This is a genomic window from Arthrobacter sp. MMS18-M83 (assembly GCF_026683955.1).
Taxonomy (GTDB): domain Bacteria; phylum Actinomycetota; class Actinomycetes; order Actinomycetales; family Micrococcaceae; genus Arthrobacter.
Genome location: NZ_CP113343.1, coordinates 1,835,440 through 1,861,813 on the forward strand (window position 1 = coordinate 1,835,440; position 26,374 = coordinate 1,861,813).

The window sequence follows — 26,374 nt, forward strand, 5'->3', positions numbered from 1 at the left end:
CTATCGGTTTGAGTATGCTTGATGGCCCTTCTGAGCCGCCGGCGACTGACTAACCGACCGAAGCTTTCTCCCACGCCGAGACGTCGGCCAACAGTTCAGCCTTCCGGGCCTCGTCCGCGAAGGAGGAACGCACCGAGTTCGCGGCCAAGCGCGCCCGATCCGCCACAGACAACCTGTGCACAGCGACAAGTTGCTCGAAGTTGTCGTCCACGTAGCCGCCGAAGTACGCGGGATCGTCCGAATTCACGCTGACATTCAGACCTGCCGCCAACATCGCAGGCAAAGGGTGATCTGCCAGGGTGTCCACTGCACGAAGGCGCACATTGGACAGCGGGCACACGGTCAACGGGACTTGCTCGGCTACTAGCCTCGCCACGAGGGCAGCATCTTCCATGCATCGGATGCCGTGATCGATCCTCTCGGCGCCGAGCAGATCGAGGGCCTCGTAAATATACGAAGGGGACCCTTCCTCGCCGGCGTGGGCAATCCGTCGCAGCCCGGCCTCAGCCGCGCGGCGGTACAGTCTCTCAAACTTCGACGGCGGATTGCCCACCTCGGCCGAATCCAGGCCAATGCCGGCAATCGGCGCCTTCATGGCAAGAAGCTGTTCCAAAACCTCCAGCGCAGACGCTTCGGACATGTCCCTCAGGAAGGCGGCAATCAGGAGCGTCGAGACGCCGAAGTCCTCCACCGACGTCGCGAGCGCAGACGCCACGCCGTTCACGCATGTTTCCAAGGCCACCCCGCGCGAGATGTGGGCCTGCGGATCCATCATGATCTCGACGTGCCGCACACCACCGGCGGCTGCCCGGGCCAAGTAAGCCCGCGTCATGTCCGCAAAATCCTGCTCCGTCCGCAGTACGGCCATGTTGGCGTAGTACAGGTCCAGGAACGACTGCAGATCCGTGAACTCATATCGCGCACGCAGTTCGTCCAAATCCGCGTACGGAAGCGCAATCCCGTTACGCTCCGCGAGAGCGAAAATCAGCTCGGGCTGAAGCGTCCCTTCGATGTGCAGGTGCAGTTCGGCAACCGGGGGTGCCGCCGTCGTCGTTGATTCGCCAAAAGTTTCCACCCGACAAGAGTAGGACGAATACTGAGAGATCCCCGTCGCAATGCCAACACGAACAACCCCAGCGAGCCCTCCGAGGTGAAGACCACACCGCGTCAACTTGGATCTGCGCCCTCCGGCCCCCAAACTGAAAGGATGCAGACCTTCCTCCCGTTCCCCGATTTCAAGCAAAGTGCTGCCGTCTTGGACACCGCCAGGCTTGGGAAGCAGCGTGTCGAAGCACTGCAGATCCTCCGCGCACTGGTGATCCCCGAGTTCGGCCGGCCCTCACACCCCGCTATCCGCATGTGGATGGGCTACGTCCCCGCGCTTACCCTCTACGGCCTGGCCATGGTGGACGAATGGGTTGCCCGCGGCAATCCGGACAACACCCGCGCCAGCATTACCGAGTTCGCACCCCAGGCGGCCCACCCGGACTATGCCTCCAAGATTCCGATGCCGCCGTGGCTCGGCGACGCCGATTTCCACCTGAGCCACCGCTCCAAGCTGCTCCAAAAGGAACCCCGCTTCTACGCCGAACTCTTCCCTGACACTCCGAAGGACCTGGAGTACCTCTGGCCCGAGCCCAGCCACGAGTTCATTCCCGAAGACCCCTACGATGATTTCATCTGGGTCCTTCGCGCCCCCTTGGGCGACGTTGAACCCGAGAAGATCGACAAGGTGGGGATGCCCGCCCCAGGCAAGGCCAAGGCGGCCGACAGCGACGGCGACGGCTACCAGTTCGTCTACGAGTCCGAGAAATCCCGCCGCCCGGGCAAGACCGCGCGCAAGGCACCCAAGCAACTGGTGAAGAAGCCCACCCGCAACCGCCAGCGCCAGGACGAGGCCTTCAGGACGCTCCCCGGCAACACCCCCGTCCTCATCCCCGTCGAGGGCGGCGCTAAGTTCGCCTTGGGCAAGATCCACGGACGCCCGATCACCCTGGAAGACGGCCGCTTCGGCCGCAACTTCGAGGTCACCAAGATCATCGACCGCGCGGACTTCGACTACCCGGCCCTCTTGCAGGATCCGCGGGCGTTCTTCCCGATCCCGGCGCCCTAGCGGGTTGACTTAAACGCTCACGACGGCGGCACTCGGGTTCCTGACGAAGGAACCCGAGTGCCGCCGTCGTTATTTGTCCGCTAGACGAGTGCCGTGCCTTCAGCCTTATTTGACCAGCAATGCGTTCATCAGTTCGGTTCCGTCGGGCACGCCCAAACCGGTGCAGGCGTCCCAGCCGGGAGCCGCCTCGAAGGTCCCGTTGTTTCCCTCCGTGATGTCGCGGAAGCCTGGCGGTGTGCTGCCGTCCGCGGAGTCGTAAATGGTTGGTTGAAGCAGACCGAATCCGTGGCCTGCTGCCTGCGCCAGGCGCGCCACCAGCGCCGCCCACAGCGGCGCCACAGCGCTGGTCCCGCCGATCACCATGTCCGTTCCATCGACCCGAACCTTGTAGCCCGTCTGCGGGTCAGCAACGGCGGCAACGTCCGGAACTGCGCGGCCGTTCGGCGTCACTGCTGGTTTGTCTGAGGCCGTTACCAAGATGTTCTCCTGCCAGGACGGCACCTCGAAGGTATCGCTAACGCCTCCCCCTGTGGCGGGTACACCTTGCGCGTCATTCCAGACGGTCTCTGAATCGACAATGCCCGTGACCGGGTCAGCTTCCAGCCGGGTACCGCCACACGCCAGTACGTGAGGGCTTGATGCCGGGAAGTCCGCATGGTCCCTCCCGTCGCTGGCCCCGTCGGTGCTTCCATTGTCACCGGCGGCCGCAATGACGGTCACGCCGAGGACGGCGGCATCCACGAGCGCCTGGTCCATAGCATCGCGGGCCTGGGCCGTCCATTCATCCTCGTTTTGACCCCAGCTGATGCTGATTGCGGTTGGCGCGGGCGAGGCGTGTGCGGCCTGGCTGATGGCGTCAACGAAGCCGGCATCCGTGTTGGGGGCAAAATAGACAACGATTTCGGCTCCGGGGGCCAGGGCGCCGGCCACTTCAATATCCAGGAGCACCTCTCCGTCGGCGCCTCGCGGATCTTGCTCGGGCCGGTTGGAGGCGCCGTCCACGCCGACCGCGGTGACACGGGGGCCATTGATGCCGAGGCCCTCGAAGTAGGTGTCGAGGTCCGCCTGGTCGAAGCCACCGCCAAGTTCGATGATCGCAATGGTCTGCCCGCTGCCGTCAAAGTCGGCCGGGAATTTGTAAATTTCACCGAGCTCCAACGGCGTGTAACTGGTGTTATCCACCGCCGCAGGAGCGATACGGAATTGGGCGCGTGACTGAGGCCTATCATCGAGGCCGAGTACGGCGGTCACGACGCCGTCCAGCACCGCTGGCACACTCAGGCCGCCTGTGCGGTGGCGGTGTGTGGCCTGCTTGCCGCTGGGTGCCCGGCTGGTGACCCGCTCAAGTGTGGTGCCGAAAATCCCGCTCAGCACCCCGGCCGAACCGGAGACCCGGATCCGGCGCGAGGCGGGGTCCGTTTCAATGATCCGGGCGCCGGCGTCCGTAAGGGTCCTAGTGACGAGGTCGACGTCGGCAGCAGCGGCGCCGTAGCGTCCCGAGAACTCCTCCCGCGACATTGGCGCAGCATCGAGGGCGGCGTTCGGTATCTCAGCCTGCCGGCGCAGGATGACGGTAACCTCTACGACTTCGTCCGGCTCAATCCCCCTCGGAGCCTGCGCAAACTCGAGTGCCGGGCCGCGTTCGCTGCCCGGCAGCGGACGGAGTGATTGACCTTGAAAATTTGGATCCAGGTTCGTTTTCTCGTCGTGATTCGACATTTCGACCTCCGTTAATTGCATCCAAGGGCCGGGTGCACTGGGCAATGATGCATAGACGAAGGCATCCCGCGTTTCCATGCTTGTGAGCCCTCGAGTAAACGTTTGGCACGTTCCATCTGCACCGGCAAAGGTGTCTTCCATTGAAGAAAAAATACGGAAAGCCCTTGGTGCCTCCCTCAGAAAGCACTTGCTACGTCAGTGTTTGGCATCGGCCATGCTGGGGACAACCACACTGTCGATTCCCACACCAAAGACGTTTGGCTCCGCTGAAACCCCAAAAAACCTTCTACATAGCTGGGATGATGGCAGCCCCCACTGCGGCGATAAAACGGATTGCAGGAGAAGCATACGACCGAGTTCGAACGCTGACAACCCGTCGCGGGCAATCCAAGCCGGCGGCTACTTCCCCAGCCCAGCCCGGCGGAGCGCTTCCGCCATCGCCGTGTTCACGGGCGGCTGAGGAGCCGCCTTCGCGGGAGCCGCCTTTGCCTGCGCAGCCTTTGCAGGCGCCGCGTTCCGACCTGGCGAGCCCTGTCCGGCCTGCGGCGCCGGGCGACGCTCGCCTCGCTCGCCGTCACTGCGCTCGCCCCCACGCGAGTCGCGGTCACGCCCGCCGCTACGCGAACCGGACCCGCCCGCGGTGCCGGGTTCGTCGTCGAGCCTTAGGGTGAGCGAAATCCGCTTCCGCTCCGGATCCGCTTCCAGGACCTTCACGCGCACCACCTGACCGGATTTCACGATCTCGCGGGGATCGGACACGAACTTGTTGGACAGCGCCGACACGTGGACCAAGCCGTCCTGGTGCACTCCGACGTCCACAAACGCCCCGAACGCCGCCACGTTAGTGACGGTGCCTTCCAGGATCATGCCGGGTTTGAGGTCCGAAATCTTTTCGATGCCCTCGGAGAACGTGGCTGCAGCGAATGCCGGACGAGGGTCGCGGCCGGGCTTTTCGAGCTCGGACATGATGTCCCGCACGGTGGGCAGGCCGAACGTCCCATCCACGAACGCCTGAGGGTCAAGCGAAGACACCGCAGCTCCCCGTGAAGCGGCCACGATCTTCCTTGCCACTGAATACGCTTCCGGGTGGACGCTGGACGCGTCGAGCGGTTCCGCTCCTCCGGTGATCCGCAGGAAGCCAGCGCACTGTTCAAACGCCTTGGCACCCAGCCGCGGCACCTTCTTGAGGTCGGCACGTTTGGCGAACGGGCCGTTCTCGTTGCGGTACGCCACAATGTTTTCGCTCAGGAGCGGCCCGACGCCTGCCACCCGGGCCAGCAGCGCCGGCGACGCCGTGTTCACGTCCACGCCCACCGCATTCACACAGTCCTCGACAACCGCGTCCAGCGAACGGTCCAGCTTCGCCGCTGTGACATCGTGCTGGTACTGCCCCACACCGATCGACTTCGGCTCGATCTTCACCAATTCGGCCAGTGGATCCTGCAGACGCCGTGCGATGGACACGGCGCCGCGGAGTGATACGTCCATGCCGGGCAGTTCAGCGGCCGCGAGCGCGGAGGCCGAGTACACGGAGGCACCTGCCTCGGACACCACGAGTTTCTGCAAAGTGGGACCACCGGAGGCTGCCAGCGCCTTGATGAGCTGACCAGCGAGCTTGTCCGTCTCGCGCGACGCCGTGCCGTTGCCGATCGCCACGAGCTCGACGGCGTGCTGCCGCGCCAAGCGCTCCAGCGTCACCAGCGCCTCGTCCCACTTCTTGGCCGGAGCGTGAGGATAGACGGTATCGGTGGCCACGACCTTGCCGGTGCCATCGACAACCGCCACCTTCACACCTGTCCGCAGTCCCGGGTCCAGGCCCAGAGTGGCGCGGTTTCCTGCTGGCGCGGCAAGGAGTACATCGCGGAGGTTGGCGGCGAACACCCGGACGGCTTCATCCTCGGCCTGCGCGAACATGCGGCCGCGCAAGTCGTTGGTCAAGCGGTCCAGGATGCGCGAGCGCCACGCGATCTGGGCGGTCTGGACAAGCCACGAATCGGCGGGCCGGCCACGCTCGGCAACCCCGAGGCACTTGGCCACGGCGTTCTCGTACCGGCCGCGCGCGGCGGCCAGGGCGTCGTCGTCGGCTGGTTCTGCCTCGGCGAGATCGAGCTCGAGGACGCCGTCGTTCTCACCGCGCAAGAGCGCCAGCACACGGTGGCCAGGCATGCCGGAAGGCACTTGGGAGAACTCGAAGTAGTCTTTGAACTTCTGCCCCTCGGTTTCCTGCCCCTTCTTCACCCGCGAAACCATGCGCCCCTGCGTCCACAACCGCTCGCGCAGCGTCTCGGCGAGATCGGGGTCCTGCGATACCCGTTCCACCAGGATCGAGCGGGCGCCGGCGAGCGCCGCGGCGGCATCGTCAATGGAGTGCTCAGCGTTGAGGTACTTCGCGGCCTCGCGCTCAGGATCGAGCTGCGGATTCGCGAGAAGCGCGTCGGCGAGTGGTTCGAGGCCTGCCTCGCGGGCGATCTGCGCTTTCGTGCGGCGCTTCGACTTGAAGGGCAGGTAGATGTCCTCGAGCCGGGATTTGGTATCGGCGCCGACGACGGCGGCCTCCAGTTCCGGTGTCAGCTTGCCCTGTGAGGCAATCGCCTCAAGGACCGTACGACGGCGGTCCTCCAAGTCCCGCAGGTAGCGGAGCCGTTCCTCAAGCTCGCGCAGCTGGGTGTCGTCGAGCGTCCCGGTGACCTCCTTGCGGTACCGGGCGATGAACGGAACTGTGGATCCGGCGTCGAGCAGTTCAACCGCGGCTTTGACCTGCCAGGACTTCACGCCGAGCTCTTGGGCGATCAGGGCGTGGATGGCGGAGTCTGCTGAGTGGTGCCGTGCTGACGGGTTTTGGGGAAGTTGGGTCACCATGACATTTTGCCCTACTGCTTTGCCCTACTAAAGCTTTGCCCTACCTAAAGCCGGCGCGGAGTGCTGTAGTGGAAAGAGTGCTGAAGACTCCGGTTGGACATCCTACTCAAGGAAGAGGCGCATCATGCAAGAACTGCTCATCATCCTGCAGGACGGTTTCGACGCCGATGACGTGGAAGTCACGGTCAACCACAAAGAGGCTCACCACGAGCGCGATGTGTCCACGAGAACCATGCTGGGAATGGCAGCGGAGATCTCCGTGGAGTTGCCCGCAAAGGGGTCCACCGTTGGCGTCGAGGTCACCAGCCGCAAGCTGAGCGCAAGCAAGAAACTCCACGGAAGAGCAAAGAGCCTGCTGGTTTCCATCGAGGACGGGGAATTGGTGATGCGGGAAGGCACAGGGCGGGAAGCGTTTCTCTAGCCTGGCGTCCCGTGGCCCGGGGGTGACCGGGCAGGCTCGCCCGGATACGGAAGCGCCACGGCCGGGTGGCCGTGGCGCTTGATCGAGCGGAAGTTGTAGTTAGCCCAGTTGCGCCATGGGAGTCTTGGCCGAGATGTGCTCCACCAATTCACCCACCCGCTGCTCGGCGTAGTTGCGGGCGATATCGCCCTGGCTGATGATGCCTACCAACTTGTGGTCGGTGATGACAGGAAGGCGCCGGACCTGGTGCTTCTCCATCAGGTCGATGGCGGCGTCAACGCTGGCATCGGCATCAATCCAGATCGGCGTGCCCTGGGCGAGGTCGGCCGCTGTCTTCTGGCCGGCATCCCATCCCTCAGCAATGCATTTGACCACGATGTCGCGGTCAGTGATGAATCCTTTGAGTCTTCCATCGCTGCCGCAGATCGGCAGGGACCCGACGTCCAGATCGCGCATCAGGACAGCCGCGTCACGCAACGACTGCTCTTCTTTGACGCACTGGGCATTGGTGGTCATGAATTCGCGCACAACGCTCATGAGTCCTCCTTCATCGATTGGGTATCGACGCGGACCCCCCGGCACCGACGCCGATGCTGTCAGCCTACGCTTGGGGTTTGGCTGTGGCCAGATGCTGACTGCTGCCTTTGTTTATTCAGCGATGTCCTCGGCCCAGAGTTCCGGATTCTCTTCTTGGAAGCTGCGCATCATGTCCACGCACCGCTGGTCATCGAGCACCACCACTTCCACGCCGCGGGACCGCAGGAGCTCGAACTCGCCGTCGAACGTGCGGGCCTCCCCCACCACCACGCGCGGGATCTTGAACTGGATGATGGTGCCCGTACACATCGCGCACGGGGCGAGGGTGGTGTACAGCGTGGTGTCCCGATAGCTCTTTTGCCGGCCAGCTGCGCGGAGGGCCGACATTTCCCCGTGGGCGATTGGATCGCCGTTTTGGACGCGTTCGTTGTGCCCACTAGCGATGACAACGCCGTCACGGGCAAGCGCCGCACCGATGGGAATGCCACCTTCGCTGAGGCTCTTCAGGGCGGCTGCGTAGGCAGCCTCGAAGGCGGGATCTGGTGACGGTTGCGCATAGGGCTGAGTCATTCGTGGCCTGCTTTCCAGAAGTTGGGGATCTTCCGCTAATTGTTCTATAACTTATATAATAAATACGGGAGGTGGGAGAAATGATCCTCAACGTAGACCTGGCCAGCGATGTGCCGATCTACCAGCAGCTTCGGGACCAGATCGTGGAGGCGATCGCCGAGGGCGTGCTGACCAAGGGCAGTTCGTTGCCCGCCACAAGGACGCTCGCTGCGGACTTCGGGATCAACTTCCACACCGTGAACAAAGCCTATGACCTCCTGCGCCAGCAGGGCCTCATCCAGCTCAACCGCAAGTCCGGCGCGGTGGTGACCCCGACGGTCGCGGACCCACCGTTCCCTGCGGAGTGGACGGCGAGGGCACGGACTCTGCTGGCCGAGGCCGTCGCGCGAGGATTACCGGCGGACGAGGTTCTCGAGACCTGCCGGTCAGTGCTCGATTCATTTGGAACCACGCAGCCGGGGGAAACACCATGACCGTTGCCATCGCCCTGAGCTCCGCATTGTCAGCACTGGTGCTCGCAATCGCCCTGGTGCTGCCCGCGATCAACAGCCCGACCGTGCCTTTCGGGGTTCGGGTACCGGCCCAGCGCGCCGATGACCCGGCTGTGGTCAGGCAGACCCGCATCTACCGAGGGCGGGTTCTCCTGAGCGGGATCGTCACAGCCGGGGTCTGCGTCGTCATCTACGCCATAACCAGCGAAACGTTGTTGCTGCCATTGTCGGTGCTGGTTCTGGTCGGCTTCTGGTACGGCTGCTTCTTCCTGGCCAACCACGAGATCCGGGCCGCCAAGGCCGCCGGAGGCTGGTACGACGGCGTGCCAACCGAGTGGCCGCCAAATCTATCGGCACGGCCTTCTCACTGGTGTTCGTACAGATCGGCGTGACCGCCTTGCTCGTGGGTATCGCGGCGGCCATCTTCTTCCGCAGCCGGCCCGACATCGACCCGGCGCACCCGGTAGGCTCCGCGCGCTGGCACCGCCGGTACATGTCACTGGGCGCCAAGGCACTGCTCGGACTGGCCGCGATGATCGACCTGGCAATGCTGGGATCGTCGTTGCTGATGTGGACGGGCACGGTCACGCCTTGGGCGCCGCTCGTGGTCGCACTCCCGATCCTGGCCGCCGTCGCGGTCGCCGTCGTTGTCTTCGCCAGGAACAACCGCGCGCGGGACGAGGGCGAGGAGGACACCGGGCTGACCCACCGAGAGGACGACAAATACTGGCGGAGCGGTTTGTTCTACGTCAACCGGGAAGACCACGCGCTGATGGTTCCGCGCCGTTTCGGCCTGGGGTGGACCCTCAACTTCGGCAATCCCAGGGCCACGATGCTTCTGGCCGGGGTGGTGGCGCTGATCGGCCTGGTGATCACCCTCCGTTTCGGCGGCTGACCCCTACCTGACCCCACCGCGGGGGCTGCTATCTTGTCCGGGCCCACTGATAGCTTGGCTTCATCAGCTCAAAGGTCTGGGGGCACGGTGTTTTTTCTCGATTCAGAAGTTGCAGGTTCAGAAGGTACGGGTTCAGAAGGTCCGGGGCGCGCGCAGGATCTGGTGTTTTCCGCCAGCGACCTCGTCACGGCTTCCACGTGCGAGTACCAGTTGCTGCGCAAATTGGACGAGAAGCTGGGCCGGTCGCCGAAGCCGGACTTCGACGTCGACGAAATGCTGGAGCGCACAGCCGCGCTGGGCGACGTTCACGAGCACAGGGTGTTGGACCGATTCGTGGCCGAGTTCGGGTGGTGGGATCCGCTTGCTGGCACGGGAGTGTTCGACGTCGTTCCGGCCGCAGCGATGGACCGCGCCACCCTGGAGGCCAAGCACGCGGAGTCCATTGCGGCGTTGCAATCCGGCGCGGATGTGGTCTTCCAGGCGGCCTTCTTCGACGGCCAGTTCCACGGGCGGTCCGATTTCCTCGTGAAGCAGCCGGACGGAAGCTACGCGGTCTTTGACACCAAGCTCGCTCGCCACGCCAAGGTCACGGCGCTACTGCAACTTGCCGCCTACGGCGATCAATTGTTCAAAGCGGGAATCGTTCCGGCGCCGGATCTGACTCTTGTCCTTGGGGCTACCATTCAGCGGGACGCTGCTCGTCCTCAGGCTGCCGGGCCGGAAGGTGCCGGGCCGGAAGGTGCCGGGCCGGAGGGTGCGCCTGGCTTCGACTATGTACACAGCAATCATCGGCTCGCAGACGTACTGCCCGTGTTTCGCGAGCGCCGCGACCGCTTCCTTGCACTGACGGATGCTCACCGATCGCAGCAGGAGCCTATCCAATGGGGTGCGCCCGGAGTCACGGCATGCGGTCGCTGCGACTACTGCAAAGAACAAGTGCGCCTCCACCGGGATCTGCTGATGGTGGCGGGGATGAGAATCACCCGGCGCAAGAAGCTCATGGAAAGCGGCGTCTTCACCATCGACGCCCTTGCTGAGATGCCCGACGCCGCCGATTCCGCCACACGGCGCCTGCAGGAACAAGCCCGCCTGCAGACCGGCACAGCCACGCCCGATGGCACCGTCAATTACACCGACAAGACCGGCACAGCCAAGAGCATCAGCTATTCCGTCCTGGAATCCAACTCCCTGGCCCGGCTCCCCCGGCCCGACGCGGGCGACATCTTCTTCGACTTCGAAGGCGACCCGCTTTGGCAAGATCCCGTGACCGGCCGTTGGGGCTTGGAGTACTTGTTCGGCGTGATCGAGAATCCCACCGAGCCAGGCGGAACGCCGGTATTCAAGCCGTTCTGGGCACATTCCCGGGCTGAGGAGCGCCAGGCGTTCATCGATTTCCTGGACTACGTGGAAGAACGCCGAATGAAGTATCCGGACATGCGGATCTACCACTACGCCGCCTACGAGAAAACCGCGCTTCGCAACCTGTCTGTCATCCACACCGTGGGCGAAGCCGCCGTGGACAACCTCCTCCGCGAAGGCGTGCTGGTGGACCTCTACGACACCGTGCGGCACAGCATCCGCATCTCCGAAGACTCCTACAGCATCAAGAAACTCGAGCCCCTGTACATGGGCCAGCACTTGCGTTCGGGGGACGTGACCGACGCCGGGGCCTCCGTAGTTGCCTACGCCAACTACTGCACAGCCCGGGATGCGCATCGCGAGGACGAAGCGGCAGCGGTCCTGGCAGGTATTTCCGACTACAACGAATACGACTGCCTTTCCACCCTGGAACTGCGGAATTGGCTGCTGGGCCTTGCCGCGGAGCGCTCCATTGAACCCTCCACTCCAGCTGCGTCGGGACCGGAACTACCTGCCGAAACGGAACCGGACAAGTATCAGGCCGCGCCCGAGGAAACGGCGCTTCTCGACTACCTCGCAGAATTGCCGGACGACGCTGTTCAATCCGACGACAACAGGGCGGTGGCCCTGGTAGCGGCCGCGGTCGGATTTCACCGGCGGGAGGACAAACAATTCTGGTGGGGACACTTCGATCGCCTGGACCGGCCAGTCTCCGAATGGGAAGACACCAGGGACTGCTTCATCGTGGAAGGCGGCGAGGTGATACAGGACTGGGTCAAGCCGACTCCCCGCAGCAACCCGGCGCGGCAGGTACGGCTCTTCGGTCACGCTGCCGATGGCTCCGGTTTCGCCCCAGGTAAGAAGTACTTCCGGATGTACGGCCCTCCACTCCCCGACGCCTTTATTTGCAAGAACGAAAGCGCCCTAGGCAGATCGGGAATGTCCGGCACGGACGTGATCGAGGACGGCGATCTTGACGACCTCGATGAAGGCACTTCCCTCTCGGGACGTGAAGACGGCGCGCCCGACGTCGTGACCATATCGGAGCGGCTGCCCAAGGGCGCTGCCGAATACTCGCAACTACCCATGGCACTCACGCCTGATGGCCCCGTGAACACGGACGGTCAGAGAAAAGCCTTGAGTGAACTTGCCGTCAAGGTGCGTTCCAGCCTGCCGTCGTGGCCGAAGGATCCCGCCCTGGACCTGTTGCGCCGCGAGTCGCCGAGACTGGCCACTCTCCCCGTACTGCCCGCCGTCGGGCCTGGCGACGATGGCTATGTGGATGCGATCACCGCGGCCGTGACCGATCTGGATCAGTCATACCTGGCCGTCCAAGGGCCTCCGGGAACTGGCAAGACTTACGTTGGCTCGCACGTTGTGGCGCGGCTGGTTCGCGCCGGCTGGAAGGTGGGGGTTGTTGCACAGTCCCATGCGGTTGTGGAGAACATGCTCCACGCCGCGGTGAAGGCAGGGGTCGACACGGACGTCATTGCCAAGGAAATGAAGCACGAAGACCCGGTCCCGTGGAGCCAGCAGTCAAAGGACGACATTGAGCTCCTGCTCGGATCCCGGGAGGGTTGCCTCATCGGCGGCACGGCGTGGACCATGACAGGCCGGACTGTTCCGGCGGGATGCCTGGACCTACTGGTCATCGACGAGGCCGGGCAGTTCTCGCTCGCCAACACCCTTGCCGTAAGCCGAGCAACGAAGAGGCTCCTGCTCCTCGGCGATCCCCAGCAATTGCCGCAAGTCACTCAGGGCAAACACCCGGAACCCGTGGACGAGTCGGCTCTCGGCTGGTTGGCCCACGGCCTGCACACCCTGCCCCCGGAGCTCGGGTATTTCCTGGCGACCTCGTGGCGGATGCACCCGGATTTGTGTGCGGCGGTGTCCGAGCTCTCCTACGATGGCCGGCTGCATTCGGCACCGGCTGCCTCCACGCGGAATCTGTCCGGAGTCCGGGCCGGCGTGGAATGCGTCTACGTCCAACACAACGGCAACGCCACCCAGTCGCCCGAAGAAGCCGAGGAGGTAGTCAGGCAAGTCAAGGAACACCTCGGTTTGGCGTGGCTGGACCCCCGGGAATCGCCCGAGGAGAGACCGCTCGTCGAAAAGGACATCCTCGTGGTGGCGGCCTACAACGCCCAGGTTCAGCTCATCCAGCACGAATTGAGAGCGGCCGGACTCCGTGGTGTGCGCGTCGGCACCGTGGACAAGTTCCAGGGGCAGGAAGCTCCCGTGGTGATCGTCTCCATGGCCGCCTCCGCCGCCGCAGAGGTACCGCGCGGCATGGACTTCCTGCTCTCCCGCAACCGGATCAACGTGGCGGTATCGCGCGGTCAGTGGCGGGCCGTCGTCGTGCGCTCACCCGAACTGACCAACTACCTGCCCACCCGGCCGGAAGGGCTGGAACAGTTGGGCGGTTTTGTGGGACTGTGTCAGCGCGGCGGCCCAACTGACTCGCAGTAGTTGTCGTTATAAGGGCTGAAAACGACAACAAATGCGAGTCAGTTGGGCAACCCCAGCGCTTCGTCCAAGACTCTCCCGAAGTTCGCGGGGTCATGGGCGAAACGGCCCAGGAAGAGGCCCGACACGCCGCGAAGCTCAGGCAGGAGTCCCGGCTTGGCGGAACCACCGTAAATGATGGGCAAACCAGCCAGGCCATGCTCGTCGAGCAAGTCCCGGAGGTGATTGACGACGTCGGACACGTAAGCTGCGCGGGCAGGCTCGGGTTCGCCGATGGCCCACACTGGTTCGTACGCGATGACCAGCCGTCCCGCCGTCGCCCAATCTTCTCGGACGGCGGCCGAGATCTGCCGGTAAACGAACGACGCCGACACCGGCGGATCGGAGGCCGTTTCCTCGCCGACGCACAGCAGCGGGGTCAGCCTGGCGTCCACCGCAGCCCTGACCTTGAGCGCGACTACAGGGTCGTCCTCGGCGAAGTGCCGGCGTCGTTCCGCGTGTCCGATCTCCACGAACCGCACATCAAGCTCCGCCAGCAAGGACGGCGATACTTCCCCGGTCCACGGACCGTCAGCCCAGCCGCAGTTCTGCGCACCCAAGAGCAGAGGAGAATCCTCCAGCATCTGGGCCGCGGCGGGCAGCATGGGAAACGACGGGATGACGAACGGGACCACCCGCCCGGCCACAAGGGCCGGACGGGCGTCCACTTCACGTCGCAGTTGCTCCAGCCAAGACATGGTGTGCCGGAACCCCATGTACATCTTGGTGCTGACCCCGATGTACACGGCTACTTGCTCAGGAGCTCGTCGGCCTTGTTCTTGAACGCCCGGGTGCCGAACATCATGGCGGCCGCCAGGAATGGAAGGATTCCCAGTGCGTAGACGCCGGCCGATCCCGTGGGGTCGGCGGTGGCGCTGTTGACCGCGGTCCGCAGGATCGGGGCCACGAAACCACCCAGGTTGCCCAGCGAGTTGATGAGGCCAATACCGGCGGCGGCTGCGGAGCCGGCGAGGAACGCCGTCGGGTAGGCCCAAACGACCGGACCGACAGCCAGGAAGCTGCACACCGCGAGCGTGATGAAGATCAGCCCGAGCACCGGCTGGTGATTGGTCCCGGCCCAAGCCGAACCGAGGATGCAGACACCCGTGGACACGAACAGCACGGTGCCGAACATGCGGCGCTTGGCAACGGTGTTCGCCGCCCGGCCGATCAGGTAGCAGGAGAAGATTCCAAAGAACCACGGAACCGCGATCAGCAGGCCGACGGCGAGGCCCACCTTCTGGCCGGTCAGCGACGAAACCTGCTGCGGCAAGAAGAAGGTGACACCGTAGACGGCGATCTGCAGGCAGAAATAGATGAGGGTGAAGTACCAGACACGACCGTTACGCATAGCGGCGAATACACCGCGCGGGCCGGTTTCATCCTTGACGCTGTCTTCCTGCGCCATGATCTCCTTGAGCGCGAACTTCTCGTCCGCGTTGAGGAACTTGGCCTTCTCCGGGCCGTTGATCAGGAAGAAGAACGCCGCAATGCCAGCGAGCACAGCCAGGATGCCCTCGGTGAAGAACATGACCTGCCAGCCGCGCACGCCGGGAAGCTGATCGCCGATGTTGATCAGCCAGCCGGAGAGCGGGTTGCCGATCATCTGGGAGAACGGCTGCGCAAGGTAGAAGATTGCGAACATCTGCACTCGCACCTTGTTAGGGAACCACTCGGCCAGGTACATGATGACGCCCGGGAACAGCCCCGCCTCAGTCACGCCGAGCAGGAATCGCAGGATCACGAACGACGTCTCGCCCTGTACGAACGCGAAGCAGGCCGAGACGAGGCCCCACGTGATCGCGATGCGTGCAAGCCAGATTTTGGCGCCGACCTTCTTGAGCAGCAGGTTGCTGGGGATTTCAAAGATCGCGTAACCGATGAAGAAAATACCGGCACCGAGCGCGAACGCCCCGGCCGAGACGCCCTTGTCCGCGCCGAGGGCGGCTTCAGCGAAACCGACATTGGTGCGGTCGAGGAAGGAAACCACATAAAGGATGACCAACATCGGCATGAGCCGGGCGGCAGCCTTGCGGATCGCCGATTTCAGGATCGGCGAATCCAGCATCTCCTTCGCGGAAGTTGTTGCAACGGACATCGAAACTCCTCGTTGAGTAGTCAGTTTTGAATAGTCAGGGTTATGCATTCAAAGCGTGGTACGCCCCGCCGCAGCGGTGTTCCGCCTTAGCGGGGGAAGATCATGAGCAGCACGCCGACGGCGCACACCAGGATCCCGACGGCGAGATAGATCTTGCGTTCCTTGGTCCAGGAGCCCACGGGGTTCCTTCCCTAGTGCATGTAGAGTCCGCCGTCGACATTCAGCGTCTGGCCGGAGATGTAACCGGAGTCCTCGCTGATGAGGAAGGCGATGGCGGCAGCGATGTCCCGGGTGGAGCCCACGCGGTTCACCACGAGGTCCTTGGTGAGTTCGTCCTTGCGCTCCTCGCTGAGGGTGCCTCCCATGATGTCGGTGTCGATCGGGCCGGGAGAAATAGCGTTGACTGTGATGTCGAATTCACCCAGTTCCCGGGCAGTGGCGCGGGTCAGGCCGATGACGCCGGCCTTCGCCACCGAGTACGGGGTCTTGGAGAACGTCCCGCCGCCGCGCTGGGCGGAAACCGAAGAGATGTTCACGATGCGTCCGATCCGGTTCTTGACCATGGATTCGGCCACGCGGCGGGTCGCGTAGTGGACGCCGTTGAGGTTGATGTTCAGGACACGGTTCCACTCGGCCGGCTCGAGTTCCAGGTACGGAACCGGTGAGCTGACACCGGCAACGTTGGCCAACGCGACGATCTGCGGCAGCTCAGCTTCGAGGGTGTCGATAGCGGAGCGTACAGATGCCTCATCGGCCACGTTTGCTCCGACGCCATAGGCCTTGACGTTGTGCTCCGTGGCGATTTCCTTGGCGGTGGCCTTGCACAGGGCGTCGTCGAGGTCGATGATGCCGATGTTCCAGCCTTGCGCAGCCAGGTAGTTGACGGTGGCTCGTCCGATGCCGCGCTCGGAGACGGCGCCGGTGACAATCGCGGTTCGTTCTGCCGGGAAGGTGCTCATAAGTATTCTCCTGTGAATGGTGCTAGTTGATGGGTGCCGGGCCGAGCTCATCCATGAGCTTCTGCATGGCCACATAGGCCTTGTTCCGGTAGGCGATGAGTTCGGGTGTGCGTTCGGCCGGGACGTTGAGGAAGCCTGCGCCGGTCTTGGTGCCCAGCTTTCCTGCCTCAACGAGGTCGCTCAGGATTTTCGGGGTCGCGAAGCGCTCCGGGAACCCGGTCTGGAGGGACTTGTAGCAGAAGTTGTAGACATCCAACCCGGCCATGTCCGCAATCGCGAATGGACCGAAGAACGGCAAGCGGAAGCCGAACGTCGTACGGACCAGGGTGTCGACGTCGTCCGCTGTTGCGATCCCCTGCTCCACCAGCTGGGCGGCCTCGTGGAAAAGCGCGTACTGCAGCCGGTTGAGCACGAAGCCGGTGACGTCCTTGACGACGGCGGTTTGCTTGCCGGCCGCGTGGACCAGTTCACGGGAAGCGGCCACGGTCCCCGGCGTTGTGCCGGCGTGGGGAATGATCTCGACGCCGGGGATGAACGGGGACGGGTTGGAGAAGTGCACGCCCAGGAACCGCTCAGGGCCAACAACGGCCTCGGCGAGATCGGCGATGGAAATGGTGGACGTGTTGGAACCGATCAGGGCATCCGGCCGGGCGGCGGCGCTGATGCGGGCCAGGGTCTGGTGCTTGATGTCCAGGACCTCGGGGACGGCTTCTTCGATGAAATCGGCGTCCGCCACAGCCTCTTCGATGTCCTTGGCCGCCCACAGATTGGCTTTCAGGATTGCCGTGGATCCTTCGGGAAAGAGACCCGCGGCCACGAACCCGTCCGACTCGACGAGCAGGCGGTCGTAGTTCTTCTGCGCGATTTCCGCGGACACGTCCGCCAGCGCCACGCGCGCTCCGCCGAGGGCAAGGACCTGTGCGATCCCGCCGCCCATGTAACCGGAGCCGACGACGGCGATCTTCCGGGCCGGCGCCGTGCCACCCGGGGTGTTCTGTGTTTCAGTCATGTCACACTGCCTTTGTGTAATCGGGCTCGTACGAGCAAATGGCGTCCACCTTGGCGGCGGAAGATGATGTTTCGTCGAAGTGGTGGCCCAGCCATTCGTCCACCAGTTTCTTGGCCAGTTCCAAGCCAATCACCCGCTGTCCCATCGTCAGGACCTGGGCGTTGTTGCTCAGGACCGAGCGCTCCACGGAGTAGCTGTCGTGGGCGGTGACGGCACGGATTCCGGGGACCTTGTTAGCCGCGATCGCCACCCCCAGGCCCGTGCCGCAGATCAACAAGGCCCGGTCCGCCTCACCCTCGGCCACCTTGCGCGCCGCGTTCACGGCAACGTGCGGGTACGCCGTGGAGTCGTTGGCGCCCACGCCCACGTCCTGGACGGACGCCACCCGCGGATCGGCCTCAAGCAGAGCCATGAGCGCCTGCTTGTATTCGACGCCGGCCTCGTCATTGCCGACGACGATCCGCCAGCCCTGTGATGTGCTCATGCTTGAACTCCGTTTCGTGCCGGGGTAGCCAGCTGTGAATCGATATGTTGTGAAATCCTCGCCGTGATCAGCCCGAAGGAGACCGCACCGGGATCAGGGTGGCCCACGCTCTTCTCTGCGAGAGGACGGGCGCGTCCCTTGAGCGGACGCAAACGGGCCGTCTCCGCCGCCGCGGACCCAGCCGCCGCAGCAGCTGCGGCGAGGGCCCGGTCAACCGGGGCTCCGGCGTCGAACTCTGTAAGGAACGCAACCCGGAACGGGAGGAGCGCGTCCACCATGGTCTTGTCTCCGGGTTCGGCCTTGCCGAGCTCCGTGATCGCGGAAACGAACGCCGTGACGGCGGCCGCCGCATCCTCGCCTGAGTAGCTCGCTTTGTTGCCGAGCGCCTGTCCGGCCGCGATGATCGCCGAGCCCCACAGGGCGCCCGAGGTTCCGCCGGCGCGTTCGCTCCAGGCCTCCCCGGCCGCGGTCAGGATGCGACCCACCGAGGCCCCACTTGCAGCCTCTGCGGCGGCAAGGGCCGCGTCAACGCCGCGACGCATGCCGATGCCGTGGTCGCCGTCCCCGGCAATGGCGTCCAGATTACCCAGTTCCTCTTCGTGCTCGACGACGACGTCCCGCACCTGCGCGAGCACCGCCACGGCCTGGCGGCCAAGTTCAGTAGCGGCGTCGGTGGGCTGCTCGACGTCGGACACCTCCACCGCGGTGACGCTCGCTCGGCTGCGGGGCGGCCGCGGCGCGAGGTTGCCTTTGCGGAACGCCGGGGTGTCCGCGGGTGCTGCCCAATACTGTTCGAGCTCCTCGTCAAGCCACAGCAGCGTCAGCGAAAGACCGGACATGTCCAGGCTTGTTACCAGCTCGCCGCACTCGGGCTCCACCACGGTGAGGCCCGCGTTGTTGAGGAGTTTTTCGATCTTGCCGAAGAGCAGGAAGAGTTCGTCGTACTTGACCGTGCCGAGGCCGTTGACGATCGCCACCACCCGGTCTCCGGCGCCCTCGGGCTTGTCATTGAGGAGCTTGGAGACGAGCAGTTCGGCGAGTTCAGAGGCGGTGGGCATGGCGTGCTCGGAGATGCCCGGCTCGCCGTGGATGCCCAGGCCAAGGGACATCTGGCCGGCCGGAACATGGAACAACGGATCCTTGGCGCCCGGAAGGGTACAGCCGTCGAAGGCCACCCCCAGCGAGCGGGTGCGGTCGTTCGTCTTGATGGCCAGGCGTTCGACGGCGTCGAGGTCCAGTCCCGCTTCGGCCGCGGCCCCGGCAATCTTGAAGACCGTGAGGTCTCCGGCGATTCCCCGTCGCTTTTCGATCTGGTCCAGGGGTGCACTGGCAATGTCGTCAGTCACGGTCACGGTCCGGGTTTCGATGCCTTCGGCGTTGAGCCGCAACTGAGCCTGCCCGAAGTGCAGCACGTCCCCGGCGTAGTTGCCGTAGCTGAGCAGGACCCCGCCGCCCGCGTTGGCTGCCTTGGCCACCCGATACACCTGCCCGGCAGCCGGGGACGCGAACATGTTCCCGCACGCCGACGCCGTTGCTAGACCCGGTCCGACCAGTCCCGCAAACGCGGGGTAGTGTCCCGAACCGCCGCCGACCACCAGGGCAACCTGCCCGGCCGGGACTTCGGTGGAACGGACCACTCCGCCGTCCACCCGGGCAACGTACCCGCGGTTCGCAGCGACGAATCCGTCCAGCGCATCATCCGCAAAGTCTGCGGGGTTATCGAAAATCCTCGTCATGGTCCGGCCTTACACTCCTGCCAGCTGGGTGGCGGACTTGTGCGCGCCTGCGGGCCGGCTTCGGCCGGAAGGCTGCTGGCGGCCCTGGGCGACCTGGCTCTGGCCCAAGGCGTAGTTGTCCGTCTTCGGGAGTACGTGGCGACGCAGGTATTTCTGGTTGCTCGCCGTGACGCTCAGCCCGTCGCCGCCGTAGTGCTCAGTGCACAGGATGCCTTGGAAGCCCACGGACAATGCCAGCTTGAAGGCTTCGCGGTAATTGATGAGGCCGCTCTCCATCGGTGCCGGCATGGTGATGTAGCTGTCGCGGGCCACGTCTTCGTCGCGGATGTAGTTCTTCATGTGCCAGTAGTTGGAGTACGGCAGGGTCTTGGCCACCATCTCGCGCCAGTCCTCGATGGGCCGGTGGAGACGGATCAAGTTCCCGAGGTCCGGGTTGAGGCCCACGTTGTCTAGCCCGATGTCCTGGACCAACTGGACCGAGGAATCGGCGGTTCCCAGGAACGTGTCCTCATACATTTCAAGGGAAAGGAGGACGCCGACTTCGGCGGCGTGCTCTCCCAGTTCCCGCAAGCGTGCGACGGCGTTGCCCCAGGCTTCCTTGTCCCCCACCGGATCCTTGTAGCCTTCGACGCTCCAGAACCACAGCTGCTTTTGCTGCTCCGCGGTAATGGCCTGGTGGAGTCCGAAGGAGACAACCTCGCAGCCCAACTCGGCTGCAGCGTCGATGGTGCGGTGGCTATAAGCCAGGTTGTCGGCCCAGTCCCGGGTGTGGATGACGCTGCGGCGAATGGCCGAGATCACCGGGATGCCAACGCCAACGTGGTCTGCGGTCTGCTTGAACTCTGCGAGGCGTGCCTTGCTGAGGTCGCCGGGGCGGACCCAGCTGTCTGTAAGATCAGCGTTTGCAAATCCTGCGTCCTTGACTTCCTGCAGGACCTCGGCCCAAGCGGAAGCCTCGGCGTCGTTGATGTGCTGTCCCTTGGCGTCGGTACCGGGGAACTGCAGCAGGGCCGCGGTGATGGGCCAGTTTTCGGCGGTGTAAGCCATAGTTTTCACTCCTTCGTGGAATCCTGTTTCCTATAGGATTTACTATCTGCGCAAGACTGTCAACCGTTTGCTTGGCATTTCTGTTGACCGACCCCGATTACCCCGCGTCATCAAAGATCCTATATGTCTTACATATGTTTGTGAAGTGGGTCACCGGCCATGGACTGCAGGGAGCACGCAAAAGCCCGCCGACGGGCGGGCTTTGCGGTTCTGATGGTGCGGAGGCTCCGTCTTGGATCGCCGTCGGAAGTCCGCTGTCTGGAGTGCGCTGTTGCGGCGCCGGCTCAGTCAGCCGGTGCGTCGGCGATAGCCCGAGCGCGGACCTTGTGCACGTGGTCCGCCATGGCAGCCGCGGCTTGCTCCGGATCCCCGCTGGCCATCGCCTCGAACACGGCCTGGTGCTCAGCGATGGCCTGCTCGGCGTCAGTAATGCCCACTCCCCCGAACAGCCGGAACCGCTGGACCTGTCCACCCAGAGCGTTGTAGGCCGAAAGCATGAACTGATTGCCGGACTGCTCTGCGATCAGCTTGTGGAAACGCTCATCGGCCTCGAGATAGTCCCGGAACTCCGCGAACGATGGCCCTCGAGGAGCCGTCTCCAGATCCTTCACGGCCTCGCGCAGGTCCGCCAGAGCGTCCGGGGTAATCCGGCTGCACGCCAATCGTGCATTGACCGGCTCAATCGCCAGCCGCGCCTCCATGAGCTCGGCGAAGTCTTCGCGCGTGAAAACCGGCGCCACCCGGTAGCCCTTCAAAGCCACCCGGCGGACCATGCCAGTGTGTTCAAGCCTCGCCAACGCCTCGCGCACTGGCGTGGGCGAAACGTCGAGTTCCCGCGCTGTCCCGTCGATGCTGACCGCGGCGCCCGGTTCAAGCCGGCCATCCATAAGCCAGGCAAGGAGCTCCTCGTAGACGTGGTCGGCGAGAACCTGGCGGCTGACGGGTCGGCCCGGGGCGCGATCCCGTGAGGAAGCAAGTTTCATAGACAAATCCTATAGGAATGGGCCATCCGCAGCGCCTTTGTGAGTCTCCCCGCCGGCTTGGAGGCATTTCGCACGCACTGGGAGCGTCACATTCTGCTGGATCATTCCACACGCTCGACGTGGTTCGCGGGTGGATTCCGCGTAATTCCGCGGGCTCAGGCACCTGCTACCTCGAATGATCCAGCAGAATCCGTCGCCGCGGCACGGAAATCCGGCAGGACTGGCCTCGAAGGGCGTTAAACCGCGACGGCGGCACCTTCGCAGGTGCCGCCGTCGTAGTTTCTGGTGTTCTAGTTGGCGTAGAACGGGTAGTCGGTGTAGCCCTTGGCGCCTTCACCGTAGAAGGTTGAGGGGTCCGGCTCGTTGAGCGGGAGGCTCTCACGCCACCGGCGCGCCAGGTCCGGGTTGGCGATGGCCGGGCGGCCAACCACCACGGCGTCGGCGTGACCATCGGCCACGAGTGCCAAGGCTTCGTCCCGCGTGGTCACTTCGCCGAAGCCGGTGTTCACCAGGAACGTACCTTTGAAGCGCTCGCGCAGGTCTTGGACAAGCTCGCCCTTGGGATCATGGTGGAGGATGCTGAGGTAGGCGAGGTTGAGCGAGGCGATGGTGTCCACCAAAACCTCGTACGTTGCGCGGACATCGGCAGGGTCGGTCTCGGCGATCCCTTGGACCGAGTGCTCCGGGGAAATCCGGATGCCTACCCGGTTGGCACCCAAGGCTTCAACCACGGCGTTGACCGTCTCGATCACGAAGCGGGCGCGGTTTTCCGGGGAACCACCGTAGCTGTCGGTGCGGACATTGGTGTTGGGGGCGAGGAACTCGTGGAGCAGGTATCCATTGGCAGAGTGCAGTTCAACGCCGTCGAATCCTGCCTCGATGGCGTTCCGGGATGCCGTGACGATTTCCTGGATTGTTGCGGGAAGTTCATCGGTGCTCAGTTCACGCGGCACCGGGTAAGGCTTCTTGCCGTTCGGGGTACGGACTTCGCCGTCGATGGCTACGGCACTAGGTGCCACGATCTCGTGACCGCCGGTAATGTCCGGGTGGGATACGCGTCCACCGTGCATGACCTGGGCGAAGATCCGGCCGCCCTCGGCGTGGACAGCGTCGGTCACTTTCTTCCAGCCGGCGACCTGCTCCGCCGTCACGAGGCCGGGCTGCCCCGGGTAGGACTGCCCTGCCGGCGTGGGGTAGGTGCCCTCGCTGACAATCAGCCCAAGGGAAGCACGCTGCCCGTAGTGTTCCGCGACCAACGGGCCAGGAACGCCTTCAGCGCCCGAACGGAGGCGGGTCAGCGGCGCCATGACCAAGCGGTTGGGAAGTTCAAGCTCGCCTAGAGTCAACGGGGAAAACAACATGAGCAGTGCCTTTCAAACGGGAACAGGTCCACTGGCGGCAACTGCCACGCGCCTGCAACTATTCCTATTGAGACGGGGATCACATGGCAGCGGTGGTGCGGAAATACTCGGTAGCCCCAATGACAACACTCTGTCCTTTCTTGGCCGTGTGCGCCCCCGGGCTATTTCGCGGGGGCGCCCGGGCAGCCCTCGCCCTGAGGGTTAACAATGCAGTTGTCGGCGTAATTGCGCGTGATCGACCGCCAGACGCTTACCGTCTGTGACGGAGAGGCAAACTGACCCGTGCCAGGAATCGGCAGATTCGGGCCACCGTTCACGGAGTATGTGCCGCGGAAGGTGGTGGTCACGGAAATCTGAAAATCACCGGTCTGTTGATACACATGACTCGTGCGGGTCTTTTGGCCCCATTCCTCTTCCCTAAGCGGACCACCGGCGGAGGGCGTCGGCCCAAGGCTGTTGCCGTCCCCGTAGGCGTAGGTGTATTCGACAGGGGTTGCCACAATATGGACCCGTTGGCCAAGAAGCGTCACATCGAATTGCTGCTCGAGAGCGTCCGCGAAGATGTTGGTTTCAGCGCCTTTGAGCGTGTGAGGGCTCGGCTGAGCGGTCAAGTTCGCGGGCTTGATCGGAAGATTGCGGAAGTCGCTCTCGATTCCTGCCGCGATCTTTGGCAAAAGGTCCTCCGGTTTTTGGTCGTACAGGCATGACGGACCATTTCCGCTGGTGCTCCAGTCAGTCCACACAGGATTCGGGACCGACTTCGGCGCGACCTTCCAAATGACCGGAGTCCCGGCCTTCTCACCAGCCTCACGAGGCGGGCATTGAATCTGCCCAGGCAGGCACTTTTTGTCCAAGGAATTGTCATCAACCTGGCACTGGAGATCTGCCTTGTACTGGTTCGGGTCCTCGCTGATATGGCCGGGAGGGGCGGGGACAATTTCGCCGGATTGAGGGTCGCGGATCCACTTGGCAGAGACGTCAATTCCACTTTGTTGATATCCCGACGACACACGGTCATCGCTGGCTGCCACCGCGGGTGCGGCGGGAACTACCAGTAGCACTGCCAAGGAAATGGCAAAAAGTCTCCACTTTCGCGAATTCACCGCGCACTACCGAATCAATCCGAGGTCTTTGACCTTCCAAGACCCTGATTCGAAAACGGCAATAAGAACAGATGCGGAGTTCGATGACGGGGTTGCAGGCTGCCCAACGCTTCCATCGGCATCGTAGTAATCAATCTGACCTTGGATGGTTTGAATCTCCACCTGTTGAGACAGCGCCTCGGATTTGAAGTTTGCCGAAGCTGACGGAGTCGTCATCTTGCCACCGACAATCCATCTTCCTTTTACATATGCGGACTCCAGACCCTGTTTGAGACGGTTGCAGAAGACGCACTCCGCGGATGTCATCGCTGACCAAACGGCCACATCCCCAGTCTCATAAGCATACGAAAGCGCCAGGAACCAGTACCTCGCGAACGCCTCCACACCCTCCTTGCTATTCGCCTTCGCGGCCTCCGGCAGCACCGGGATGGGCACGTTCTGCGCCTTCCCTTTGGCATCAGCTGGCTTGTAGGCAGCAGTCGGGGTCGGAGTGGGTATCGCTGTGGCACTGGAAGAAGCAGCAGGCGACGCAGATTGCTCGGGCTGCGACCGGCCGCTGTTCCCGCAGGCTGTCAGCGTCAGCATTGTTGCAAGGGTGGTGACTAGAAAGAGTCGGGCGCGGGTGAAAGTTAACCTGCGTGGAGTCATGGGTTGCTATCCCCCAGATAGTTTTCAAGACTGAACGTTTCCCAAAAGGGTAACCCAATTGCCATCCTTGCCTGAAAAGTTATCCACAAGCCCGGGCTCGACTTGCCCGGTCACTCGGGCCTTTTATCCTGGCGCCTGCTTCTGCCCCGGCAGCACTAAGTCCCCCGACCACGATCTGCTCGATCGCGCCGAAGATCACCCAACCCGGACCTGTTTCCACGCCGTAACTTATCCAGCGCGTCGGCCGCCAAGATTGCGGCCCCACGTTTGTGGACGTCCAACAAAATCGCGATCCCACGGCCCCGCTACCGTCATGAAGGAACGCACCATCCCCTGCAAGTAGCGGCCGAGGAGCACCATGACCACCCAGCCAAACCCAAGGCGTACGTCCACATATCCGATTCTGGAAACAGCCCGCCAGCAAGTCCTCGCGAACGGCGAAGGCCTCAACGAATCCCAACTGCTCGAGATCTTGGAACTCCCGGACGAAGCCATCCCGGAGGCCCTGCAACTCGCCCATGAAGTCCGCCTGGAGCACTGCGGCGAGGACGTGGAAGTGGAGGGAATCATCTCCATCAAGACCGGAGGCTGCCCGGAAGACTGCCACTTCTGCAGCCAATCGGGCCTCTTTGACAGCCCGGTCCGCGGCGTCTGGCTCGACATCCCCGAGCTCGTCAAAGCCGCCAAGGAAACCGCCGCCACCGGGGCCACGGAATTCTGCATCGTCGCGGCCGTCCGTGGCCCCGACATCAAACTCATGAACCAGATCAAGTTCGCGATCGACCGCATCAACCAAGAAGTGGACATCAACATCGCGTGTTCGTTGGGCATGCTCACCCAGCGACAGGTGGACCAGCTCGCCGAATGGGGCGTCCACCGCTACAACCACAACCTGGAAACCGCGCGCAGCTACTTCCCCGAGGTCGTCACCACGCACAGCTATGAGGAGCGACTCGAAACCTGCAACATGGTCAAAGCCGCCGGCATGGAACTCTGTTGCGGGGCCTTGATCGGCATGGGCGAAACCACCGCGCAGCGGGCCGAACTCGCAAGCCAACTCGCAGCCCTCGAACCCCACGAAGTCCCCCTCAACTTCCTCAATCCGCGCCCCGGAACGCCGCTCGAAAACCAAGGAATCATGGATGGCAAGGACGCCCTCCGTGCGATCGCGGCGTTCCGCCTCGCCATGCCGCGGACCGTCCTGCGCTACGCCGGCGGCCGGGAACTGACCCTGGGCGATCTCGGCACGCGCGAAGGACTCATGGGCGGCATCAACGCCGTGATCGTCGGCAACTACCTCACCACGCTCGGCCGTCCAGCCGACGCGGACCTCAACCTCCTCGTGGAGCTGAACATGCCCATCAAGGAACTCCAGAAGTCGCTGTGAACACCATCGCCACCGGCACAGATACGGCCACAAACATGGCCGCAGATGCAGTCAGCTTCTGCGGTCTCTGCGGCGAGCCCGCCGCGCAAG

General features: G+C 63.8%; 23 protein-coding genes. 7 read left to right on the forward strand and 16 right to left on the reverse strand.

Going from position 1 to position 26,374, the window contains the following annotated elements; translation table 11 throughout:
* Positions 1 to 49: 49 nt before the first annotated feature.
* Complete coding sequence (locus OW521_RS08670; RefSeq protein ID WP_268024562.1) at positions 50 to 1,075, reverse strand: adenosine deaminase; 1,026 nt, start codon at positions 1,073 to 1,075, stop codon at positions 50 to 52.
* Between the two features lie 132 nt (positions 1,076 to 1,207).
* Between OW521_RS08670 and OW521_RS08675 the strand changes: the two genes are divergently transcribed.
* On the forward strand, positions 1,208 to 2,113 hold the full coding sequence (locus OW521_RS08675; protein ID WP_268024564.1) for an MSMEG_6728 family protein: 906 nt from the start codon (positions 1,208 to 1,210) through the stop codon (positions 2,111 to 2,113).
* A gap of 105 nt (positions 2,114 to 2,218) precedes the next feature.
* On the opposite strand, the gene OW521_RS08680 is transcribed toward OW521_RS08675, so the two are convergent.
* Positions 2,219 to 3,832: a S53 family peptidase gene (locus tag OW521_RS08680; RefSeq protein WP_268024566.1), complete on the reverse strand. Its 1,614-nt coding sequence runs from the start codon at positions 3,830 to 3,832 to the stop codon at positions 2,219 to 2,221.
* Positions 3,833 to 4,231: 399 nt separating this feature from the next.
* The gene (locus tag OW521_RS08685; RefSeq protein WP_268024568.1) at positions 4,232 to 6,691 is read right to left on the reverse strand and encodes a Tex family protein; all 2,460 of its coding nucleotides are present in this window, start codon (positions 6,689 to 6,691) and stop codon (positions 4,232 to 4,234) included.
* A gap of 124 nt (positions 6,692 to 6,815) precedes the next feature.
* Between OW521_RS08685 and OW521_RS08690 the strand changes: the two genes are divergently transcribed.
* Positions 6,816 to 7,112 carry a hypothetical protein gene (locus tag OW521_RS08690; RefSeq protein ID WP_268024570.1) on the forward strand — a complete coding sequence of 99 codons (297 nt, stop codon included), beginning with the start codon at positions 6,816 to 6,818 and terminating at the stop codon, positions 7,110 to 7,112.
* 99 nt (positions 7,113 to 7,211) lie between these two features.
* Here the strand turns inward: OW521_RS08690 and OW521_RS08695 are convergent, their stop codons facing one another.
* Both OW521_RS08695 and OW521_RS08700 read right to left on the reverse strand, forming a co-directional pair.
* Positions 7,212 to 7,649 carry a CBS domain-containing protein gene (locus OW521_RS08695; protein WP_268024572.1) on the reverse strand — a complete coding sequence of 146 codons (438 nt, stop codon included), beginning with the start codon at positions 7,647 to 7,649 and terminating at the stop codon, positions 7,212 to 7,214.
* A gap of 111 nt (positions 7,650 to 7,760) precedes the next feature.
* Positions 7,761 to 8,219: a nucleoside deaminase gene (locus OW521_RS08700; protein ID WP_268024574.1), complete on the reverse strand. Its 459-nt coding sequence runs from the start codon at positions 8,217 to 8,219 to the stop codon at positions 7,761 to 7,763.
* 80 nt (positions 8,220 to 8,299) lie between these two features.
* On the opposite strand from OW521_RS08700, the gene OW521_RS08705 reads away from it, so the two are divergent.
* The 4 genes from OW521_RS08705 (at position 8,300) to OW521_RS08720 (ending at position 13,433) form a co-directional block, all read left to right on the forward strand.
* Entirely contained in the window at positions 8,300 to 8,692 is a 393-nt protein-coding gene (locus OW521_RS08705; protein ID WP_268024576.1) for a GntR family transcriptional regulator, read from the forward strand.
* Positions 8,689 to 9,102 (forward strand): hypothetical protein, encoded by a 414-nt coding sequence (locus tag OW521_RS08710; protein ID WP_268024579.1) that lies wholly within the window; start codon positions 8,689 to 8,691, stop codon positions 9,100 to 9,102. Before OW521_RS08705 ends, OW521_RS08710 begins: the two co-directional genes overlap by 4 nt.
* Positions 9,045 to 9,605 (forward strand): DUF5808 domain-containing protein, encoded by a 561-nt coding sequence (locus OW521_RS08715; RefSeq protein WP_268024581.1) that lies wholly within the window; start codon positions 9,045 to 9,047, stop codon positions 9,603 to 9,605. The genes OW521_RS08710 and OW521_RS08715 overlap by 58 nt, the downstream gene beginning before the upstream one ends.
* An 87-nt stretch (positions 9,606 to 9,692) precedes the next feature.
* On the forward strand, positions 9,693 to 13,433 hold the full coding sequence (locus OW521_RS08720; protein ID WP_442781246.1) for a TM0106 family RecB-like putative nuclease: 3,741 nt from the start codon (positions 9,693 to 9,695) through the stop codon (positions 13,431 to 13,433).
* Positions 13,434 to 13,471: 38 nt separating this feature from the next.
* Here the strand turns inward: OW521_RS08720 and OW521_RS08725 are convergent, their stop codons facing one another.
* From OW521_RS08725 to OW521_RS08775, 11 genes are all read right to left on the reverse strand, one after another.
* Positions 13,472 to 14,191 carry a triose-phosphate isomerase family protein gene (locus OW521_RS08725; protein ID WP_268025768.1) on the reverse strand — a complete coding sequence of 240 codons (720 nt, stop codon included), beginning with the start codon at positions 14,189 to 14,191 and terminating at the stop codon, positions 13,472 to 13,474.
* A 26-nt stretch (positions 14,192 to 14,217) separates the two neighbouring features.
* Positions 14,218 to 15,567 carry an MFS transporter gene (locus OW521_RS08730; RefSeq protein ID WP_268024585.1) on the reverse strand — a complete coding sequence of 450 codons (1,350 nt, stop codon included), beginning with the start codon at positions 15,565 to 15,567 and terminating at the stop codon, positions 14,218 to 14,220.
* A gap of 191 nt (positions 15,568 to 15,758) precedes the next feature.
* Entirely contained in the window at positions 15,759 to 16,526 is a 768-nt protein-coding gene (locus OW521_RS08735) for an SDR family NAD(P)-dependent oxidoreductase (protein ID WP_268024587.1), read from the reverse strand.
* Positions 16,527 to 16,548: 22 nt separating this feature from the next.
* Positions 16,549 to 17,535 carry a 3-hydroxyacyl-CoA dehydrogenase family protein gene (locus OW521_RS08740; RefSeq protein ID WP_268024589.1) on the reverse strand — a complete coding sequence of 329 codons (987 nt, stop codon included), beginning with the start codon at positions 17,533 to 17,535 and terminating at the stop codon, positions 16,549 to 16,551.
* Between the two features lies 1 nt (position 17,536).
* Positions 17,537 to 18,019, reverse strand: coding sequence for a ribose-5-phosphate isomerase (locus tag OW521_RS08745; RefSeq protein ID WP_268024591.1), 483 nt, complete (start codon positions 18,017 to 18,019; stop codon positions 17,537 to 17,539).
* Positions 18,016 to 19,755, reverse strand: coding sequence for a dihydroxyacetone kinase subunit DhaL (gene dhaL / locus OW521_RS08750; RefSeq protein ID WP_268024593.1), 1,740 nt, complete (start codon positions 19,753 to 19,755; stop codon positions 18,016 to 18,018). The genes OW521_RS08745 and dhaL overlap by 4 nt, the downstream gene beginning before the upstream one ends.
* A 9-nt stretch (positions 19,756 to 19,764) precedes the next feature.
* Entirely contained in the window at positions 19,765 to 20,802 is a 1,038-nt protein-coding gene (locus tag OW521_RS08755; protein ID WP_268024595.1) for a sugar phosphate isomerase/epimerase family protein, read from the reverse strand.
* Between the two features lie 284 nt (positions 20,803 to 21,086).
* Complete coding sequence (locus OW521_RS08760) at positions 21,087 to 21,785, reverse strand: GntR family transcriptional regulator (RefSeq protein ID WP_268024597.1); 699 nt, start codon at positions 21,783 to 21,785, stop codon at positions 21,087 to 21,089.
* Positions 21,786 to 22,075: 290 nt separating this feature from the next.
* Positions 22,076 to 23,146 (reverse strand): alkene reductase, encoded by a 1,071-nt coding sequence (locus OW521_RS08765; RefSeq protein WP_268024598.1) that lies wholly within the window; start codon positions 23,144 to 23,146, stop codon positions 22,076 to 22,078.
* A 161-nt stretch (positions 23,147 to 23,307) separates the two neighbouring features.
* Positions 23,308 to 24,177, reverse strand: coding sequence for a hypothetical protein (locus OW521_RS08770; protein ID WP_268024600.1), 870 nt, complete (start codon positions 24,175 to 24,177; stop codon positions 23,308 to 23,310).
* Between the two features lie 78 nt (positions 24,178 to 24,255).
* Positions 24,256 to 24,834, reverse strand: coding sequence for a DUF6318 family protein (locus OW521_RS08775; protein ID WP_268024602.1), 579 nt, complete (start codon positions 24,832 to 24,834; stop codon positions 24,256 to 24,258).
* Positions 24,835 to 25,255: 421 nt separating this feature from the next.
* On the opposite strand from OW521_RS08775, the gene bioB reads away from it, so the two are divergent.
* Positions 25,256 to 26,284, forward strand: a complete 1,029-nt coding sequence (bioB, locus tag OW521_RS08780; protein WP_268024604.1) for a biotin synthase BioB — start codon at positions 25,256 to 25,258, stop codon at positions 26,282 to 26,284.
* Positions 26,285 to 26,374: the final 90 nt, after the last annotated feature.